Origin of the sequence: Actinosynnema pretiosum, assembly GCF_002354875.1 — a bacterium.
GTDB lineage: Bacteria > Actinomycetota > Actinomycetes > Mycobacteriales > Pseudonocardiaceae > Actinosynnema > Actinosynnema auranticum.
In genome coordinates, this window is the sequence record NZ_CP023445.1 from 4,566,342 (window position 1) to 4,584,727 (window position 18,386).

The window sequence follows — 18,386 nt, forward strand, 5'->3', positions numbered from 1 at the left end:
CCACCCGTGCGCGCGTGCGGCGCGGTCAGCCGGCCTTGGCGGGCTTGGGCAGCAGGAACACCATCACCGAGGCGGCCAGCGCGATGACGAAGGTGGCGATCGAGGACATCGCGAACGCGTGCCCGCCCGCGGCCACCGGGCCGACCCGCTCGGGGTGGAAGGCGTTGAAGAAGACCGCGCCGACGACCGCCACGCCCAGCGCCCCGCCGACCTGCTGCGCGGTGGACAGCGCGCCGGAGGCCATGCCGACGGTCTCCGGGACGACCCCGGCGAGCACGGTGTTGAGCAGCGGGGTGATCAGCAGGCCGCCGCCCGCGCTCTGGAGCACCAGGGTCGGGATGACCAGCGCGGGGCTCAGCTCGGGCCCGGTCAGCAGCACGACCGCGGTGGCCAGGTAGCCCGTCGCCAGGACGACCGAGCCGACCTCCAGCACGCGGCGGCCGTACCTGGGCACGATCCGGCCGGCGATCATGCTGAAGACGAAGAACGTGGTGGCGGCCGGGGTGTAGACCAGGCCCGCGCCCAGCGCGGACATGCCGAGGCCCTGCTGCATCGCGATGGACAGCGCCAGGTAGTAGGAGCTGAGCAGCGCGTAGACCGACACGACCAGCACGATGCCCAGCGAGAAGGAGCGCTGGGAGAACAGCGAGAGCCTGAGCAGCGGGTCGCCGCCGCACCGGGCGACGCCGCGCTCGACCGCCGTGAACACCGCGAACGCGACCGCGCTGGCGGCAAGGCACGCCCAGGTCCACCACGGCCAGCCCGCCTCGCGCCCCTGGATGAGCGGGAAGGTCAGCAGGAGCAGCGCGGCGCTGAGCGAGGCGACGCCCGCGAAGTCGAGCCTGCGGGCGCCGTCCGCCCGCGACTCGGGGATGAGCCGGTAGGCCAGCAGGATGGTGACCAGGCCGATGGGCACGTTGACCCAGAACACCGAGCGCCAGTCGGAGCCGAGCAGGTCGGCGCTGATGAGCAGGCCGCCGACGAGCTGGCCGCTGACGCTGGCCATGCCGATGACGATGCCCAGCACGCCGAACACCCGGTGCCGCCCCTCGGCGGGCACGACCAGCGCGATGACAGCGAACACCTGCGGCACCATCATGGCCGCGCCCAGGCCCTGCGCGACGCGGGAGCCGATCAGCGTGGCGGGGTCCTGGGCCAGCGCGCAGGCGATCGAGGAGAGGGTGAACAGCGCGGTGCCCAGCACGAAGACGCGCCTGCGGCCGAACAGGTCGGCCAGCCTGCCCCCGGTGATCAGGAAGACCGCGTAGGCGAGCTGGTAGCCCGCCAGGGTCCACTGGAGCTGGCCGTCCGAGGCGCCGAGGTCGCCCTGGATCGCCGGGCCGGCCACGACGACGATGAACGAGTCGAGGATGGCCATGAACATCCCGACCATGACGATCGACACGGCGCCCCACGGGATGGCGGGCGCGGCTCGCGGCGGTAAGCCCGCTGGGGCGACGACTGGTTCCGGCGCTTTCGCCACGGGGGCAGTCCCTTCTCATCCGCTCTGGGTCGGGCGCTCCCCCCTCTCGGGCGGGGGCGCCCCAGCACGCTGGAGAGCATACGACCGACCGTATTTCATCAGCAACCAGGTGCGCGTCAGCGCGTCCCGGTGGGTTCGGGCACCCCCGGCAGGACGTCCCGACCGGACGCGTCGCCGAGCGCGAACGCCGTCGGGTCCGGGCGGCGCGTGGCGCGCCAGTAGCCCGTCCCGGTGCCCGGCCAGGACTGCCGGTTGTGCCCGGTGCTGTCGAGGAACCAGCTGTGGCACCCGCCGGTGTTCCACACCGACTTGGCGAGCTTGGCGTGCAGCCGGTCGTTGAACTCGCGCTGCACGTCCGCGCGCACCTCCAAGCGGGTGGCCCGGCGGCGGCGCATCAGCCGCAGGCACTCCACGACGTAGTGCAGCTGCGCCTCGATGACGAACAGGATCGACTGCGCCCCTCCCCCGGAGTTCGGGCCCATCAGCATGAACAGGTTCGGGAACCCGGCGACGGTCATGCCCAGGTAGGCGGTCATGCCCTCGCGCCACGCCTCCTGGATGGTCAGCCCGCCCGCGCCGACGATGCGCTCGTTCGCGCAGCGGTTCTCGGTGGAGAACCCGGTGCCGAGCACGACCACGTCCGCCTCGTGCTCCCGCCCGTCCTCGGTCCTGATCCCGCGCTCGGTGAACCCCGTGATGCCCTCGGTGACCAGGTCGACGTCCGGGCGCTGGAGCGCCGGGTAGTAGTCGTTGGCCAGCAGGACGCGCTTGCAGCCGATGGTGAAGTCCGGGGTGAGCTTGGCCCGCAGCACGGGGTCGGGCACCTGCTTGCGCAGCATCCGCAGCGAGGCCGCCTGGAGCACCTTGAGCAGGCGCGGGTGCAGGAAGGCCAGCACCGGCAGCTCGTGGGTCCAGTAGGCGAACAGCCGGTACAACCGCTGCGCGGGCGGGAAGAGCGCGAACAGCCGGTGCTCGAACCGGGTCAGCGGCCGGTCGGCCTTGGGCAGCAGCCACTGCGCGTGCCGCTGGAAGACCTCGACGTGCCCGGCGACCCCGGCGATCTCCGGGACGAACTGCACGGCGCTGGACCCGGTGCCGATGACCGCGACCCGCTTGCCCCTCAGGTCCACCGAGTGGTCCCAGCGGGCGGAGTGGAACACCTCGCCCGTGAAGTCGGACAGGCCGGGGAAGTCCGGCACGTTCGGCACGTGCAGCGCGCCGTGGGCCAGCACGACCACGCGCGGGCGGAACTCCTCGCCCGCTGCGGTGCGCACCGTCCAGCGGTCGGCGGCCTCGTCGAACTCGTAGGACACCGCCTCGGTGTTGAAGCGGATGTGCCGGTCCAGCCCGCGGTCCTTCACCACGCGCTTGACGTAGTCCAGGATCTCCGGCTGCCCCGCGTAGGTGCGCGTCCAGCTGCGGTTGGGCGCGAAGGAGTAGGAGTACATCATGCTGGCCACGTCGCAGGCGCACCCCGGATAGGTGTTCTCGCGCCACGTGCCGCCGACGTCGTCGGCCTTCTCCAGGATCACGAAGTCGGTCTGCCCCGCCTCGCGGAGCTTGACCGCCATGCCCAGCCCGGCCAGCCCGGTTCCCACGATCAGCACGTCCGGCGACTGCGCCGCCACCGGTTCCGTCGGCGTCGATCCCACCAGCGCTCTCCTCACCTGCTCGGCCGGGTCCGGGCGGGCCTGCCCGCTACCGCGCCCCGATCATCCGCACCGCGCCTGAAACGGCGCTGTCCACCGGGCGGGGCGCGGGTCAGCGCCCCGTCAGGACCGGCGGGCACCATCGGGTGGCGTCGTTGGGACCGGTGCGACGGGAGCCTGAGCCACGGTGAGCCCTGCAGAACCGCACGAGCCGAAGAGCGCGCCCGAGGGCGCGGTGGGAGAACCCGTCCGCCACACCCGCGTCGCGGTGGTCGGCGGCGGGCTCGCGGGCCTGGCCGCCGCGATCCGGCTGCGCGCCGGGGGCGAGGAGGACTTCCTGGTGCTGGAGCGCGGTGACCGGGTCGGCGGCACCTGGCGCGACAACACCTACCCCGGCGCGGCGTGCGACGTGCCGTCGCACCTGTACTCCTACTCCTTCGCGCCGAACCCGGACTGGACCCGGTCCTTCTCCGGGCAGGCCGAGATCCAGGACTACATCGTCGGCGTCGCGCGGCGGCACCGGGTGGCCGACCGGCACGTCTTCGGCTGCGAGCTGCTGGAGGCGCGCTGGAGCGGCGAGGCGGCGCGGTGGGAGCTGACCACCACGAACGGCCGGTACAGCGCCGAGGTGCTGGTGGGCGCGTGGGGCGCGCTGTGCGAGCCCGCGCTGCCCGACGTGCCCGGCATCGCCTCCTTCGCGGGGCCGGTGTTCCACTCCGCCCGCTGGGACCACGGGACCGACCTCGCGGGCAAGCGGGTCGCCGTGATCGGCACCGGGGCCTCGGCGGTGCAGATCGTCCCGGCGCTGGCCGGGCGGGTCGGGCGGCTGCGGGTGCACCAGCGCACCGCGCCGTGGGTGCTGCCCCGGCTGGAGCGCCGCTACTCGGCGCTGGAGCGCGCCGCCTACCGGCGCGTCCCCGCGCTCCAGCGGCTGGCGCGGCTGGCGATCTACTGGGCGCACGAGGCGCAGGTCGTCGGCCTGGCCAAGTTCCCGCCGCTGCTCAAGGCGGTGGAGCTGCTGGCGGTGGCGCGGCTGCGCGCGCAGGTGCGCGACCCGGCGGTGCGGGCGCGGCTGACCCCGGACTACGCCCTGGGGTGCAAGCGCGTGCTGCTGTCCAACGACTACCACCCGGCGTTCAACCGGGACGACGTGGAGCTGGTGACCGAGGCGATCACCGAGGTGCGGCCGGGGTCGGTGGTCACCGCCGACGGGGTCGAGCGGGAGACCGACGCCATCGTGCTGGCGACCGGGTTCCAGGTCACCGACTCCCCCGTCTACCGCCGGGTCTTCGGCGCGGGCGGCGCGAGCCTGGGGCAGGTGTTCGACGAGGTGGGCCGCCAGTGCTACAAGGGCACGGCCGTCGCGGGCTTCCCCAACCTGTTCCTGCTGGTGGGCCCGAACACCGGGCTGGGCCACAACTCGATGATCTTCATGATCGAGTCGCAGGTGAACTACCTGGTCGACGCGCTCGCGACGATGCGGCGACGGCGGCTGCGGTCGGTGGAGGTGCGGGTGGAGGCGCAGTCCGCGTTCTCCCGGCTGCTGCGGCGCAGGCTGGCGGGGTCGGTGTGGAACTCCGGGGGCTGCTCCAGCTGGTACCTGGACAAGCACGGGGAGAACACCACGCTGTGGCCCGGTTTCACCTTCGGGTTCCGGCGGGTCACCAGGAAGTTCGACGCCGAGGCGTACCACCTGCGCGGGGAGGGGGCCGCGTGAGCGGCGGGACGGGGGACGGGTTCGCGGGCAGGGTCGCGGCCATCACCGGGGCGGGGTCGGGCATCGGCCGGGCGCTGGCGGTGGAGCTGGCGGGCCGGGGCGCCCGGCTGGCCCTGTCCGACGTGGACGGGGCCGGGCTGGAGGCGACGGCGGAGCGCTGCCGGGCGCGCGGCGCCGAGGTGTCGACCCGGCGGCTGGACGTGACCGAGCGGGAGGACGTGCTGGCCTGGGCGGGCGAGGTGGTCGCCCGGTTCGGCGCGGTGGACCAGGTCTACGCCAACGCGGGCGTCGCCTACTACGGCGAGGTGGCCGCGGAGAGCTTCGAGGACGTCGAGCGCGTGCTGGACGTGAACTTCTGGGGGGTGGTGAACACCGCGAAGGCGTTCCTGCCGCACGTGATCGCCTCCGGCGACGGGCGGCTGGTCACGGTGTCCAGCCTGTTCGGGTTGATCGCCATGCCCGCGCAGAGCGCCTACAACGCCTCGAAGTTCGCGGTGCGCGGGTTCACCGAGGCGCTGCGCCAGGAGATGCTGGTGGCGCGCCACCCGGTGCGGGTGACCTGCGTGCACCCCGGTGGGGTGCGGACCGCGGTGGCGCGCAGCGCCAGGGCCGCCGAGGGGCTGGACGCCGGGGCGCTGGCCGCCAACTTCGACCGGCGGTTCGCGCTGACCAGCCCGGAGCGGGCCGCCGGGGTGATCCTCGGCGGGGTGCGGCGCGGCAGGCCGCGGGTGCTGGTCGGGCCGGACGCCAGGGTCCTGGACCTGTTCGGCCGCCTGTCGCCGGTCGCCTACCAGCGGTTCGGCGCGTGGTTCTCCCGGTTTCTCGCCCCGCCGAAGCCGAAGCGGGGGTGAGCGGGATGCCGACGCTCCCCCTGCCGCTGGCTCGGGCGCTGCTGCACGCGGGCTACCGGGTGATGTTGAGCCGCAGGCTGCCGTGGCGGGCGCAGCGCGCGCTGCTCGACGTGGCCGCGCGGGCGCAGCCGCTGCCCGGCGGCACGGCCGTCACCGCGCTGGAGCTGGGCGGGCGCCCCGCCGAGCGGGTCACCGTCGGCCCCACCTCGGGGCGCGGGGCGGTGCTGTACCTGCACGGCGGCGGTTTCACCGTGGGCTCGACCGCGACGCACCGGTCGCTGGCCGCGCACCTGGCGCGCGCCGCGCACCGCCCGGTGCACCTGCTGGACTACCGGCTCGCGCCGGAGCACCCGTGCCCGGCGGCGGTGCGGGACGCGGTGGCCGCGTTCGACGCGCTGGCCGGGCTGGGGCGCGGCCCGGTGGCGCTGGCGGGCGACTCGGCGGGCGGCGGCATCGCGCTGGCCGCCGCGCAGGAGCTGGTGGCGCGCGGGCGGGGCGCGCCCGCCGCGCTGGCGCTGCTCTCGCCGTGGGTGGACCCGGCCCTGCGCGCCGAGCGGCGCAGGGACACCGTGGTCAGCCGCTCGTGGGGCTTCGCCTGCGGCGCGGCGTACCTGGGTGGCGGCGACCCGTCCGATCCGCGGTACGCGCCGCTGCGCGGGCCGATGGCGGGGCTCCCGCCCACGTACCTGTTCACCGCCCCGCGCGAGCTGCTGCACCCGCAGTGCGCGCGGCTGGCGGGCGAGCTGCGCCGGGCGGGGGTGCCGCTGGCCTACGTCGAGCGCGCCGACCTGTGGCACGCCGCGCAGGCCCAGGCGGGCCTGGTGCGCGAGGCGGAGGAGTCGGTCCGGGACGTCGCGGCGTTCCTCGTGGAGCACCTGACCGCTCCCCGCCCGCGCGCCGGGCGCGGGTGATCGGGCGGGGCGGCGCGGTCGTGGACGGCGCGGCCCCGAACAACGCGGCACCGGACAACGCGGCCGTGGACGGCGTGGGCGTCGGGGGCGCTCCCGGGCCACCCGGCCGCCGGGAAGCGCGGGTGGCCCCGCCCTCCCCGTGATCCACCCGCACGCCCCTCCCCCGGCGCGACACCCCGCTCACGACTGCGGGGCACCGCACGGCAGCCCCGCCCCACGCCCCCTGGACGCGGGTCACCCGCATCGGTTTCCCGTACCCCACGCCGGCGGAAAAGCGGCGAATCCCCCGTGCCCGCGGCCCGCGGCCCGCGCGGCGACGCCCGTCCGCCCCGCCGGACCCGCGCCCGCCGCCGCTCCTCACCCGCAGTGACCGAACGGCCCACCGAGCGCCCGCGCGGCGCGTCGCCGTACCGCCACCCGGACGCGGGCGCTGGGCAGGACATCCCCCTGAGGACCAAATTCGGCTCCGAACCAATTCCAGACGGAGCGTAATAGTATCGCGAGGCGCGCTCGGTATCTGCGGCACTTGTCCGAGGAGTCGACATCCGCTCCCGCCATAGCACGTCACGGCGATATCTCGCCAGCGCCAAAAACACCCCATCGGAGTTCACATGACGCCCGCTACCCCCTGTGCTTTACTGACCGGCGAGCATTCACCCCGGTTCACGACCTAGGAGTTCTCGCGTGAAAGGGCCGAATAGAGAAGCGACCCGGTCTGCGGATAGCGAGACCACGTCGAGCGGGTCGATTCCTTCTACGCCTTCCTCGATCAGCGACGTGCTCTACCTGATCGCCGCGAGCCACACCGACATCATCCGCAAGGAAACCGCGCAGCAGCTCAACGAGGCCAACCTCGCGTTCATCCGGGGAGATCTCGAAGCCACCCTGTCCTCCGTCAACGCCGCCCTGGGCGAACTGGACACCACGCAGCGCGCCTACAGCGAGGTGCTGGCCTTCCAATTACTGCTGATCTCGCTGGAAGACCAGAGAGCGGCATCCCGCAGTGCCGCGGCAATCAATCGAGAGCAGCCCGCGCACGGTGCCCTGAAGGTGATCTGCACATCCTTGGAGTCGGCCGACCACTGGCATTCGGGGAGCCTGTTCAAGGGATTGCTGCTGAACCAGTCGGCGGTCCACCAGGCACGCGACGAAGCGCCCGTGTGGCGCCTGTACACGAACATGATGATGGCGAAGAAGTTGACCGACATCCACGTTTCCCAGCAAGCGCGCCGAACCATCTCCGAAATGCGCGACCTGGTCGACAACTACGGACTGCACGCGTTCGAGTCGCTGGTGGAGGGGCTGAGCACGCCGCTGTGCCTGCAATCCGGGCAGTACGAGCGGGCGCTGCGCCGCGCGCGGGAGACGCTGCGGGTGGCCGAGGAGCGCGGGACGCGGGTGGCGGTCAAGCTCGCACTCTCGGTGACCGCCGCCGCGCACCTGGCGCTGGGCGAGCTGGACGCGGCGGCCGGGTCGCTGGCGTCCTTCGACGGGCTGCGCACCCACTACGTGCTGCCCGACTCGGTGGCGCGGGCGGCGTTCGCCGAGATCGCGCTGGTCGCCGCGGGCCAGGGGGCGCGGGCGGCGGCCGAGCTGGCGCACGCCTCGTGGGACCGGCTCGGCACCCGGTCGGCGTGCTTCATCGAGGACCTCACCCGGCCCGCGTGGCTGGTGGCGCTGGCCCGCCGCGCCGGGGACCGGCTGCTCGCCGAGCGCTCGGTGGCGGCGGTGGAGGCGCTGGTGCGCGGCAACCGCGAGATCCCCCCGCTGGAGACGGCCGCGGCCTACGCGCGGGCGGTGTTCGGGGGCGGGCGCCTGGACGTGTCGATGCCGCTGGACGCCGAGCCGGGCACCCGCCGGGCCCCCGCCCGCCCGGCTGCGGGGACTGGGGTTGCGGGGACTGGGGCTGCGACCGCCGGGACCGGCGCCGAGCAGGCGGGGGTGTTCGGCCCGGCCGGGGAGGCGCCGCTCCTCGCGGCGGTCGGGGCGGCGCTCGGGGCGGCGGCCTCGGTGGCCGGGGTTCCCCCGCCCGAGGAGGGCGCCCGGCCAGGGCCGGGACCTCGGCTGCCCGAGCTGAGCGAGCGGGAGGACGAGATAGCGCGCCTGGTCGGCAGGGGCATGACCAACCAGCAGGTCGCGACCGAGCTGGGGCTGTCCCCGCACACCGTGAACTTCCACCTGCGCGGCATCTTCCGCAAGCTGTCGATCTCCACCAGGGGCGCGCTGGGCCGCATCATCGCCCAGCTCGACCGCGGGCACGAGGTCGCCGTCACCGATCGGCCGGGCTGAGCGCCGCGGCCAGCACCCGCGCGCTCTCCCCGGCGTCCAGCAGGTCAAGGCGCTCCAGCCCGGCCAGCGCCTCCGGCGTGCCGCCCGCGTCCAGGAACTTGCGCCCGACGATCGCGCGGTGGTCGCGCCGGGTCGCCGGGCCCGCAGCGCCGATCGCCGACCCGCTCTCCTCGGCCGCCGCGCCGCCGCCCGCCAGCTCCACCTCGACCCTGGCCCCGATGGCCATGGTCGCCTCGGCGAAGGTGGTCTCCGGCGCGCCGAGGCCCGCCAGCAGGCTGGTGGCCGCCTCGCCCCAGGCCAGCAGGTCCGGCCAGGTCCTCGCGCGGTCCCCCGCCTGGCGCAGCGCCTCGCCCAGGGGCGAGGTCGCCCGCGCCATCCGCTCGGAGAGCCGCCAGTCGTGCTCGACGACGACCTTGGCCGCGAGCTCCCACCGCAGGGGGTCGGCCAGCGCGGCCCCGTGCAGGTCGTCGGGGCCGAAACCCCCGGTGAGCAGCATGGTGGCCACCGCGTAGCCGACCGAGAGGGTCGCGGCGGGCATCCCGGTGCGCGGGCCGCGCAGGTGGGGGGCGACCTTGCGCTCCAGCTGCCAGGTCAGCAGCGACCCGTGCACCACGACGCGCTCGACCTCCCGGACGTCGAGCGGGCCGAGCGCCCGGCGCAGGGACTCGGCGCAGTCCACGGCGGCGTGGAGGTAGGCGCTGCCGGGGAAGCGCTTGTAGGTCAGCGTGTCGGTGTGCCAGCGCGTGCCGAGGCCCGCCACGACCGCGTCGGGCAGCGGCACGGCGGACAGGTGCGCGAGCAGCCCCTCGGGGTCCTCCAGGATCGTGGGCGACCCGGCGAGGCCCGCCGAGGCGGCGTCGCACGCGTCGAGCGCGAGCCGGACCGGGGCGGCGGCGGTGAAGGCCTTGACGTCGCTGGTGACCACGCCGTGGTGCAGCGGGACGGCCAGGACGCCCAGCGCCAGCCCGAGCGCGGCCACCCACTCCGGCTGCGAGGCGCCGCGCGCGTGCAGCCGGGCCGAGGCGGCGGCGGCCAGGTGGCAGTGCGTGTTGGTCTGGCCCCGGAAGAACGGGCTGAGGATCGTCGCCGCGGAGATCCGCGCCGCGCACTCGTTGGCCGCGACCTGGGTGGTCAGCAGCGAGCCGCCGTCGAGCCCGAGGGCGATCGCCTCGGCGACGGCCACGTTCACCGCGCCCGCCGACACGTGGCCCGAGTAGGCGACCTCGTCGAAGTCCAGCGCGGTCGCCAGCGCCGAGAGGACGTAGGCCGAGCGGCCGGGGTCGGCCTGCAGCGGCGGCCCGAACGCGGCCACGAGCCCGCGGCCGACCGGGTGGGCCATCGAGGCGCGCACGGCGGCGAGGTTGGACACGAGCTGGCTGCGCGCCGCGGCCAGGGTGGCGGGCGGGATGTCGGCGAGGGTCACCGAGCGCGCCCAGGACGCGAGGGCCGCCGACAGCGGGACGGCCTCGCCGGTCGGGGGGTTGGTCGAGGGGTCGGCCGGGGCGCCGGGGTGGGCCCGCGCTCCGGCGGGGCTGGTGGCGGTCATGGTCGCTGGCTCCCTGCTGGGTGGTGGACGGGCGGTCGCGGGTGGACGCGGTCGCGAGTGGACGGGTGGCGCGAACGGGCGGCGGGACGGCCTGCGGAGGCGCGAGGTGGGGGGTGGTGCGGGTGCGCGGTGTCCCCGGCGGGTGGCCGGGTCGGGCAGCGGCCCCGGTGAGCGGCGGCCCCTGCGGCCTGGGCCGTGAGCGGCCCGCGGCGCGGGACCTGACCCGCGCCCGGTCCCCGCCCGGTCAGCCCGCGTCCGCCGCGGACAGCCCTCCCAGCTCCCGGTAGGCCCGCGCGTGCCACACCAGCGGCTCGCCCCGGCCGACCCGCGACGAGACGACCCGCCCGTAGAGCACGACGTGGTCACCGACCTCCGCGGCCGAGCTCAGGTCGCACCAGGCGACGGCCAGCACCCCGGAGATCACCGGGCTGCCGCCGACCAGCAGCACCTCGCGGCCCAGGCCCGCGAAGCGCGTGCGGTCGCCGGGCGGTCTGCTGAACCGCTCGGCGAGGTCGGCCTGCCCGGCGGCGAGCAGGTGCACCGCGAAGCGCCGGGCGTGCCGCACCGCCTCCAGCGTCCGGGACCCGCGCGCCAGGCAGCACAGCAGGACGGGCGGCTCCAGCGACACGCTGGTGACGGTGCTGACCGTGCTGCCCGACCAGCCCGAGGGGCCGCACGCGGTCACCACCGCCACGCCCGCCGCGAGCTTGCGGTAGTAGTCGCGGCTGCCCGCGACCGGCCCGGCGGGCGCGGTCGGCGGCACGAGACCGGTCACGGCGCTCACCCCCGGCCGAACCACGGCAGGCTCCGGGGGCTGGCCAGCACCGCGAGCGCGGCCGGGACCACCTCGACGTCGCAGGCGGGCGCGTCCTCGGGCATGACCTCGCCGTCGTGCTCGAACAGCAGCGGCTGCCCGTCCAGGCGCTCCACGCGGATCCGGTCGCCCCGCGCGGCGCGCACGCCGGGGACCGCGTGGACGTCGCCGCCCACCGCCGCCTGGGAGAAGACCCGCATGTCGACCTCGGCCGTGACGACGGTGATGTCGAGCTTGCCGTCGTCCAGCACGGAACCGGGCACCAGGTCGAGCAGGCCGCCGCGGTGCCGGAAACCGCCGATGATCGTCTCGACGACCCCGCCCTCGTGGACGACCTCGCCGTCGACGGTGACCCGCCCCGGATAGGGCGCGTACCCGTCCATGGCGGCCACCGCGGCGGCCATGAGCAGCTCCCGCCCCCGCTCGGCGCGACCGCGGATGGCGAGCAGGGTCGCGGCGAACAGCCCGCTGCCGGAGCCCAGGAGCACCAGGTCGCCGTTGTGCGCGATCCTGGCCAGGTCGAGCCTGCGGGTGGCGGCGCCGCCGGTCAGCGCGGTGGCCGCGACCTGCTCCCACGGCTGGTCGTCCCACAGCCCCCGGTAGGCGGAGTTGCCGGTGCCGCCGGGCGCGATGAGCAGCGGCGGCGCCGGGAGGCCCGCCTCGCCCGCGTGGAACAGGCCGGTGGCGACCTGGCAGGCGGTGCCGTCGCCGCCGACCGAGACGACCACGTCCGGCGGGCGGTCGCCGCTCGCGAGCTTGTGGGCGATGTCGGTGGCGTCGCCGGGGGCGGTGGTGCGCACGACCTCGACGTCGGCGGCGCCCACCGCCTCCAGCGCGGCCACCACCCGGTCGCCGTCGCCGCCCGCCGCCGGGTTGACGACGGCCACGACGCGCAGACGCTGTTCCATGCTCACACCTCTCGTGCCGCTGGGGAGTCGGGCTCGCCGAGCCTGCGCGTGACGCGCAGGCGCGCGCCGCGCTTCGGGATCATGGTGATGTTGCGCATCGCGCTGCCCTCGTCCCCGTGGCCGACCGCTTCCAGCTCGACCGAGCGCAGCACGGTCGCCAGCACCGTCTCGACCTCGATCTGCGCGAACATCGCGCCGATGCACCGCCGGACCCCGCCGCCGAAGGGGATCCAGGCGTGCAGGGGCGGGTCGGGCTCCAGCCAGCGCTCGGGCCGGAACTCGTGCGCGTCGTCCCCCCAGTGCCGGGGGTCGGTGTGCACGGCGGCGATCGAGGGCAGCACGGCGACGCCCGCGGGCAGCCGGTAGCCGCCGAGCTCGATCGGCGCGGTCAGCCGCCGGGCCACGTTCTGGATCACCGGCCGCACCCGCAGCGCCTCCTTGAACACGGCGGTGCGGTAGGGGTCCTTGGGCTGGTCCAGGTTCTCCCGGAGCCTGGCGAGCACGCGGGGGTGGCGCAGCAGCCGCTCGAAGATCCAGGAGATGGCCACCGCCGTGGTCTCGTGCCCGGCCATGAGCAGCGACATCATCTCGTCGCGGACCACCTCGTCGTCGGCCTCGCCCGCGAGCATGATCGACAGCGCGTCGGAGCGGTCGGCCAGGTCGGGTGCCCGGCGGCGGCGGGCGATCTCCGCGTAGACGAGCTGGTCGGCCCGCTCCAGGTTGCGCACGACCTTGCGCCACGGCCACACCTCGCCGAGCCCCGGCCGGATCCACACCAGGATGTCGGACAGGCTGATGTCGGCGACCCTGCGCAGCACCGCGCCCAGCTCGGCGGACCGGTGCGGGTCGTCCACGCCGAGCACGGCCTGGACGATCACCTGCAGGGTGAGCGCGTAGGCGCGGTCGAGCAGCCGGAAGGGCCTGCCGACCTCCCAGCGCGCCACCTCGGCCTCGGTGATCCGGGCGACCGCGGTGGACAGCGCGGCGATCTTCTCGTGCTGGAACGCGGGCATCATGCGCTTGCGGGCGGGCTTGTGGCGCGGCGCGTCGAGGGTGAGGATCGAGTTGCGCCCCACGATCGGCACCAGCAGCGAGTTGCCCTCGCCCGCGTGGAAGGTCTCGGGCGCGCCCCGGAACACCTGCTTGATGTGCTCGGGGTCGCGCAGGACGACGAACGGCCCGCCGGGCACGACGCGCAGCGTGGCGATGTCCCCGTAGCGGTCGTGCGTGCGCGGCAGGTAGTCCTGCCTGCCCAGCCGGAAGCGGATGGTCTGCGCCAGCACCGTCTCCGGCGGTCCGGGGGGCAGGTCGTCGAGCGGTTCGCCGATCGAGACCCTGCTGATCGAGGCCGACGATGCCAGGCGCTCGCTCACGCCCGCGCGCTCGCGTCCTTCGGTGCCCATGGTCCCCTCCTGGTCCGTCGTCATGCGCGCACTCCCCCGTCGAGGGGTGCGGTGGGCCGGTCGGCCGCCGAGGACAGGCGCGCCAGGTAGCGGTCGAGCACGCGGCCGGCCAGGCGCCCGCCGGGGATCCACGGCGCGGAGCCGCGCACCCACGGCAGCGCGGTGGACAGGGGGTCCTGGCGCCCGTGGACGATCCAGCGCGCCAGGTGGGCGCCGTTGTGGGCGGACACGGCCAGCCCGTGGCCGTTGCAGCCGCCCGCGCGGTGGATCCGGGGGTCGTCGGGGTGCTGCCCGATCACGGGCACGCCGTCGCGGGTCATCGCCACCGGGCCCGCCCAGGTCGACTCGAGCTCCACCGCGCGCAGGGCGGGCGAGAGGGCGCGCGCGGCGGCGCGCAGCGCCTCGGGGGCGGGCGCGGCCGAGCCGAGCGCGCCGCGCCGCACCGCTCCCCCGCCGACGACGAGCCGCCTGTCGGGGGTGAGCCGGTAGTAGGGGGACAGCTCGCCCGCGCCGATGAGCGGTTCGGCGCGCAACCCGGCCAGCTCCGCCAGCGCCTGCGGCGGCAGCGGGCCGGTCGCCCCGGCCTGCACGAGGACCCCGAGCACGCCGGGCGGCGCCCACGGGGCGACGCCGAAGGCGTTGACGGCGACCACCACGTCGTCGGCGGCGACCTCGCCGCGGTCGGTGGCCACCGTCGCGAGCAGGCCGCCGCGCACCGACCGCACGGGGCTGCGCTCGTGCACGACGACGCCGCGCCGCTCCGCCAGGGCGGCGAGCGCGGTGGTGAGGGCGGCCGGGTCGAGCGTGGCGGCGGGGCCGTAGCGCAGCCCGGAGCGGGCGCCGCGCGCGTGGCGGGGCAGCTCGTCCCGCCCGAGGAGCGTGATCGGCAGGCCGAGCGCCCTGGCGGCGTCGGCCTCCCGGCGCTGCCGCTCGGCGCCCGCCGCGTCGGCGGCGACGACGAGCTGCGTGCCGGGGGTCAGGTCGCAGGGGATGCGGTGGCGCTCGACCAGGTCGGTGACGTGCCGCACCGCCTCGGTGGACCACAGGTGCGCCGCGCGGGCCACGTCGTCGCCGTAGCGGCGGCGCGCGGTGGTCAGGGCGGGGCCGACCCTGGGCCCGAGCAGGCCGGTGCCCCGGCCGCTGGCGCCCGCGGCGACGTGGTCGGCCTCGACGACCACGACCCGGCGGTCGGGGTCCAGCTCGACCAGCTCCAGCGCCGCGGACAGGCCGGTCAGCCCCGCGCCGACGATCGCGACGTCGTAGCGGTGCGAGCCGAGCAGCGGCGGGCGGGGCGGGGCGGGCGCGGGCGTCCACGGGGTGGCGGGGGCGCCCATCAGCTGCGCCGCAGGGCGAGCGCCAGGCGCAGCCGCGACGCGCCGGAGATGGCGCGGGCGATGGCGCGGGCGTCGACGGCCATGTCCGGGACCTGGCCGGGTGGCAGCCGGTAGCCCTGGAAGTACAGGCCGGGCGCGTGGGGCGCGGTGCGGGCGCCGTGCACCAGCGGCCTGCCGCCCCTGGCGGCCAGCACCCCCAGGTGCCCCAGCAGGCCCTCCATGTCGGGGCGCTGGCCGGTGGCGGCGATGACCGCGTCGGGCTTGATGCTCCCGCCCCGGTCGAGCAGGACCTCCTTCTTGTCGAAGCCGACCACGCCGCCGACCGCCTCGACGTCGCCGGAGCGGATGGCCGGGATCAGGCCGCGGTCGATGGAGCCGTAGGAGTGGCCGCTGCGGGCGGTGCCCGCCATGGTCCCCTCGGTGGGCGTGGGCAGGCCGTAGCCGCTCAGGTCGCCCCACCGGGCGCGGTGCATGGCCAGGCTGACCCGGTTGACGAACCAGTGCGGCATGGGGCCGTGCTTGATGGCCTGGCTGAGCAGGGAGGTGACCGGGCTGAGCTTGAACAGCACGGGGAAGTGCCGGATGGACAGCCGCACCCGCGACGCGCCGGAGCGGGCCAGCTCGATGGCGATGTCGATGCCGGTCGGCCCGACCCCGACGACCAGGACGTCCTTGCCCGCGTACGGCCCCGGCACGGTGTAGTCGCGGGCGTGGGTGAACTCGCCCTCGAACTCGGCCAGGCCGGGCCAGTCCGGCACGAACGGCCTGCGGTGCAGCCCGGTGGCCACGACCACGTCGTGCGCGGTCAGGTCGCCCGCCGAGGTGCGCACCACCCAGCGGCCGTCCTCGCGGTCGACGCGGCGCACCTCGGTGCCGAAGCGGATGTCGGCGTCGAGGTCGCGGGCGTAGGCCTTGAGGTAGTTGATGAAGTCGTCGCGCATGGGCCACGGCCCGTACTCGGCGGGGATCGTCCGGCCGGGCAGCGAGCTGAGCCTGCGCCAGGAGTTCATCCGCAGCGACGGGTAGTAGCTGCCCCAGCTGGAGCAGGCGGTCCGCTCGCGGTCCAGGACGACGGGGTCCAGGCCCGCTGCCTTGAGCGCCCACGCCACCGCGAGCCCTCCCGGCCCCGCGCCGATGACGACCGGGCGGTTGCCCGCGTTCGAGGTCGTGCTGTTCACCTGTCCCGCCTCCTCAGATGTGCTCTGGCGCCTGCCTGCCGGGCGCGTCCCGTCCCGCGGCGCGCCGGTCGAACTCGGTGAACGCGGGGATCGGGGCGGGCTCGAACGGCACGCTGAAGGACTTCAGGAAGTTGCCGAAGATCGCGCGGTCGCCGCACAGGTGCAGCGGCACGGCGAGCATCGCCCACTGGAGCCCGAAGAACGCGCCCCAGAGCCCGAGGACGACGGCGTGCGTCACGAAGCTGTGCATCGTGTTGTAGAGGACGTAGTAGAGCTTGGGGATGCCGCCGCCGGACGCGCGGCGGTGGGCGACGGCGCCGGGGAGGTAGCCGATGAGGTCGATGTAGGCGAACAGGAGGACCGCGACGTACCAGTCGACGTCGGCGGCGTTCCACAGCAGCAGCGCGGCGCACAGCACCATCGCGGCGGCGTACTCGGCGCGCAGCAGCAGGAACGTCGTCCTGCTCTCGAAGCGGTTCACGTGGTCCATAGCGGGCCCCGTCAGACCGCGAGGGCTTGCTCGCCCGCGGTGGCCGCGCGCTTGGCGGCCAGGCGCGCGGCGACGGCGGCGGCGGTGGCGGGGTCGTCCACGACGACGGCGGAGCCGAGCAGCTGGTGCACGATCATCGCGATGCCCTCCTTGAGGACCTTGGCCGCGATGGGCTCCAGCACGCCCGCCAGGCTGGGGATGCCGAAGTCGAAGGTGGTCTCGAAGACGACCTCGCAGCCGCCGTGCGCCTCGCGCACCTGCCAGGAGCCGCGGAACACCTCGAAGTCGCCGCTGAGCTGCTCGAAGACGATGCGCCGCTGGTGGTGCTGGAAGTAGTCGACCTCGGACCAGCGCAGCGGCCCGCTGCGGAAGACGATCTCCCAGTCGCTCACCAGGGGCTCGGCGCCGCCGCCGCCGCGCACGACGACGGAGCGGACCTCCTCGACGAACTCCGGGTAGCGCTCGAACCGGGAGATGCGCCGGTAGGCGGCATCGGCGTCCGCGGTCGGCGAGACGAGCTTCAACTCCAGGCTACGCATGGGACACCTCGTGCTCCGGGTTGCGCTCGGCGACGAGTTCGACCGCGCGCTCGAATCGTTCGATGAGGAAGTGCACGTCGGACTCCGGCATGGTCGCGGGCGGCGTGAACCGCACGACGTGGTCGGAGTTGAGCGAGAAGTTCGCGACGACGTCGTTGGCCACCAAGGCGATGAGCAGGTCGGCGGCCAGCGCCGGGTCGGCGAAGTCCACGCCGATGAGCAGGCCCGCGCCGCGGACCGCGACGTCGTGGTGGGGCAGGTGCTCGGCCACCGCGTCCGCGAAGGCGGGGGTGAGCCGGGCACCCAGGTCGGCGGCGCGGGCGACCAGGTCGTCCTCCCGGATGGCCCGGATGGCCCCGCACGCGGCGGCCATGGCGATGGGCGCGGCGGAGAACGTGGAGGTGTGCAGGACCGGGTCGCGGTCCAGGGCCGCGAACGCCTCGGCGGTGACGAGCGTGGCGGCGACCGGCAGCACGCCGCCGCCCAGCGCCTTGCCCGACAGCAGCACGTCGGGGCGGACGCCCTCGGCGTCGGCGCCCCACCAGTGCCCGAGCCTGCCGAGGCCGGTCTGGACCTCGTCGAGCACGAGCAGCGCGCCGTGCTCCGTGCACACCGCCCGCACCGCGCTCAGGTAGCCGGGCGGGGGGATGACGACGCCGCCCTCGCCCTGCACCGGTTCCAGGATCACGCAGGCCTCGCCGGGGTGGCGCTCCAGCTCGGCGGTGAGCGCGAGCACGTCCCCGAAGGGCACGTGGGACACGTGCGGCAGCAGCGGCCGGAACGGGTCCTGGAAGGCGGCCTTGGCGGTCAGCGACAGGGCGCCGGTGGTCTTGCCGTGGTAGCCGCCGGTCATGGACACCAGGTGCCGCCTGCCGTTGAGCCGGGCGATCTTGATGGCGGCCTCGACCGCCTCGGCGCCGGAGCAGGAGAAGTGCACCCGCTCCAGGCCGTCGGGCGCGACCGAGGTGAGGAGGTCGGCGGCCCGCGCCGCGGCGGGCTCCAGGAAGATCCTGGTGCCGATCGGGTGGGTGCGCAACTGCCGCTCGACCTCGGCGACGACGACGGGGTGGCGGGCGCCGGTGATGAGCACGCCGTAGCCGCCCGCGTTGAGGATCCGGCGCCCCTCGGCGGTGGTGACCCAGGCGCCGGAGGACTCGACCTCGACGTGCCCGCCGAGCAGCTCGGCCAGCCGGGCGCGGCCCGAGCTCATCGTCCGCCGGTACAGCTGCGACAGGCGCGCGGCGTCGGGCGTGGTCTTCTCGGTGGCGGTCATC

Annotated in this window: 15 protein-coding genes; 4 read left to right on the plus strand and 11 right to left on the minus strand. The window is 75.4% G+C overall.

Annotation, left to right across the window (positions count from 1 at the left end):
• Positions 1–25: 25 nt before the first annotated feature.
• Together CNX65_RS19515 and CNX65_RS19520 are read right to left on the minus strand one after the other, a co-directional pair.
• A complete protein-coding gene (locus CNX65_RS19515; protein ID WP_198320514.1) occupies positions 26–1,405 on the minus strand; it encodes an MFS transporter in 1,380 nt (459 codons plus the stop codon).
• Between the two features lie 194 nt (positions 1,406–1,599).
• On the minus strand, positions 1,600–3,135 hold the full coding sequence (locus tag CNX65_RS19520) for a flavin-containing monooxygenase (RefSeq protein WP_232519914.1): 1,536 nt from the start codon (positions 3,133–3,135) through the stop codon (positions 1,600–1,602).
• Between the two features lie 184 nt (positions 3,136–3,319).
• Between CNX65_RS19520 and CNX65_RS19525 the strand changes: the two genes are divergently transcribed.
• The 4 genes from CNX65_RS19525 (at position 3,320) to CNX65_RS19540 (ending at position 8,900) form a co-directional block, all read left to right on the plus strand.
• Entirely contained in the window at positions 3,320–4,849 is a 1,530-nt protein-coding gene (locus CNX65_RS19525; RefSeq protein ID WP_232519915.1) for a flavin-containing monooxygenase, read from the plus strand.
• Complete coding sequence (locus tag CNX65_RS19530) at positions 4,846–5,700, plus strand: SDR family NAD(P)-dependent oxidoreductase (RefSeq protein WP_096495037.1); 855 nt, start codon at positions 4,846–4,848, stop codon at positions 5,698–5,700. The genes CNX65_RS19525 and CNX65_RS19530 overlap by 4 nt, the downstream gene beginning before the upstream one ends.
• Positions 5,701–5,705: 5 nt before the next feature.
• Positions 5,706–6,611 carry an alpha/beta hydrolase fold domain-containing protein gene (locus CNX65_RS19535; RefSeq protein ID WP_096495038.1) on the plus strand — a complete coding sequence of 302 codons (906 nt, stop codon included), beginning with the start codon at positions 5,706–5,708 and terminating at the stop codon, positions 6,609–6,611.
• A 777-nt stretch (positions 6,612–7,388) separates the two neighbouring features.
• Positions 7,389–8,900: a helix-turn-helix transcriptional regulator gene (locus CNX65_RS19540; protein WP_096495039.1), complete on the plus strand. Its 1,512-nt coding sequence runs from the start codon at positions 7,389–7,391 to the stop codon at positions 8,898–8,900.
• Here the strand turns inward: CNX65_RS19540 and CNX65_RS19545 are convergent.
• The 9 genes from CNX65_RS19545 to CNX65_RS19585 form a co-directional block, all read right to left on the minus strand.
• Complete coding sequence (locus CNX65_RS19545; protein WP_096495040.1) at positions 8,881–10,446, minus strand: MmgE/PrpD family protein; 1,566 nt, start codon at positions 10,444–10,446, stop codon at positions 8,881–8,883. The genes CNX65_RS19540 and CNX65_RS19545 overlap by 20 nt on opposite strands.
• Positions 10,447–10,690: 244 nt before the next feature.
• Positions 10,691–11,221, minus strand: a complete 531-nt coding sequence (locus CNX65_RS19550; protein WP_198320515.1) for a flavin reductase family protein — start codon at positions 11,219–11,221, stop codon at positions 10,691–10,693.
• Positions 11,222–11,226: 5 nt separating this feature from the next.
• Positions 11,227–12,168, minus strand: coding sequence for a diacylglycerol/lipid kinase family protein (locus CNX65_RS19555; RefSeq protein ID WP_096495042.1), 942 nt, complete (start codon positions 12,166–12,168; stop codon positions 11,227–11,229).
• Between the two features lie 2 nt (positions 12,169–12,170).
• Positions 12,171–13,595, minus strand: a complete 1,425-nt coding sequence (locus tag CNX65_RS19560) for a cytochrome P450 (protein WP_096495043.1) — start codon at positions 13,593–13,595, stop codon at positions 12,171–12,173.
• Positions 13,592–14,905: an NAD(P)/FAD-dependent oxidoreductase gene (locus CNX65_RS19565; protein WP_096495044.1), complete on the minus strand. Its 1,314-nt coding sequence runs from the start codon at positions 14,903–14,905 to the stop codon at positions 13,592–13,594. The genes CNX65_RS19560 and CNX65_RS19565 overlap by 4 nt, the downstream gene beginning before the upstream one ends.
• Positions 14,905–16,083, minus strand: coding sequence for a flavin-containing monooxygenase (locus CNX65_RS19570; protein ID WP_096495045.1), 1,179 nt, complete (start codon positions 16,081–16,083; stop codon positions 14,905–14,907). Before CNX65_RS19570 ends, CNX65_RS19565 begins: the two co-directional genes overlap by 1 nt.
• 13 nt (positions 16,084–16,096) lie before the next feature.
• Positions 16,097–16,573, minus strand: coding sequence for a hypothetical protein (locus CNX65_RS19575; RefSeq protein WP_096495046.1), 477 nt, complete (start codon positions 16,571–16,573; stop codon positions 16,097–16,099).
• 11 nt (positions 16,574–16,584) lie between these two features.
• Positions 16,585–17,112 carry an SRPBCC family protein gene (locus CNX65_RS19580; protein WP_096495047.1) on the minus strand — a complete coding sequence of 176 codons (528 nt, stop codon included), beginning with the start codon at positions 17,110–17,112 and terminating at the stop codon, positions 16,585–16,587.
• Positions 17,105–18,385, minus strand: coding sequence for an aspartate aminotransferase family protein (locus CNX65_RS19585; protein ID WP_096495048.1), 1,281 nt, complete (start codon positions 18,383–18,385; stop codon positions 17,105–17,107). The genes CNX65_RS19580 and CNX65_RS19585 overlap by 8 nt, the downstream gene beginning before the upstream one ends.
• Between the last annotated feature and the right edge of the window lies 1 nt (position 18,386).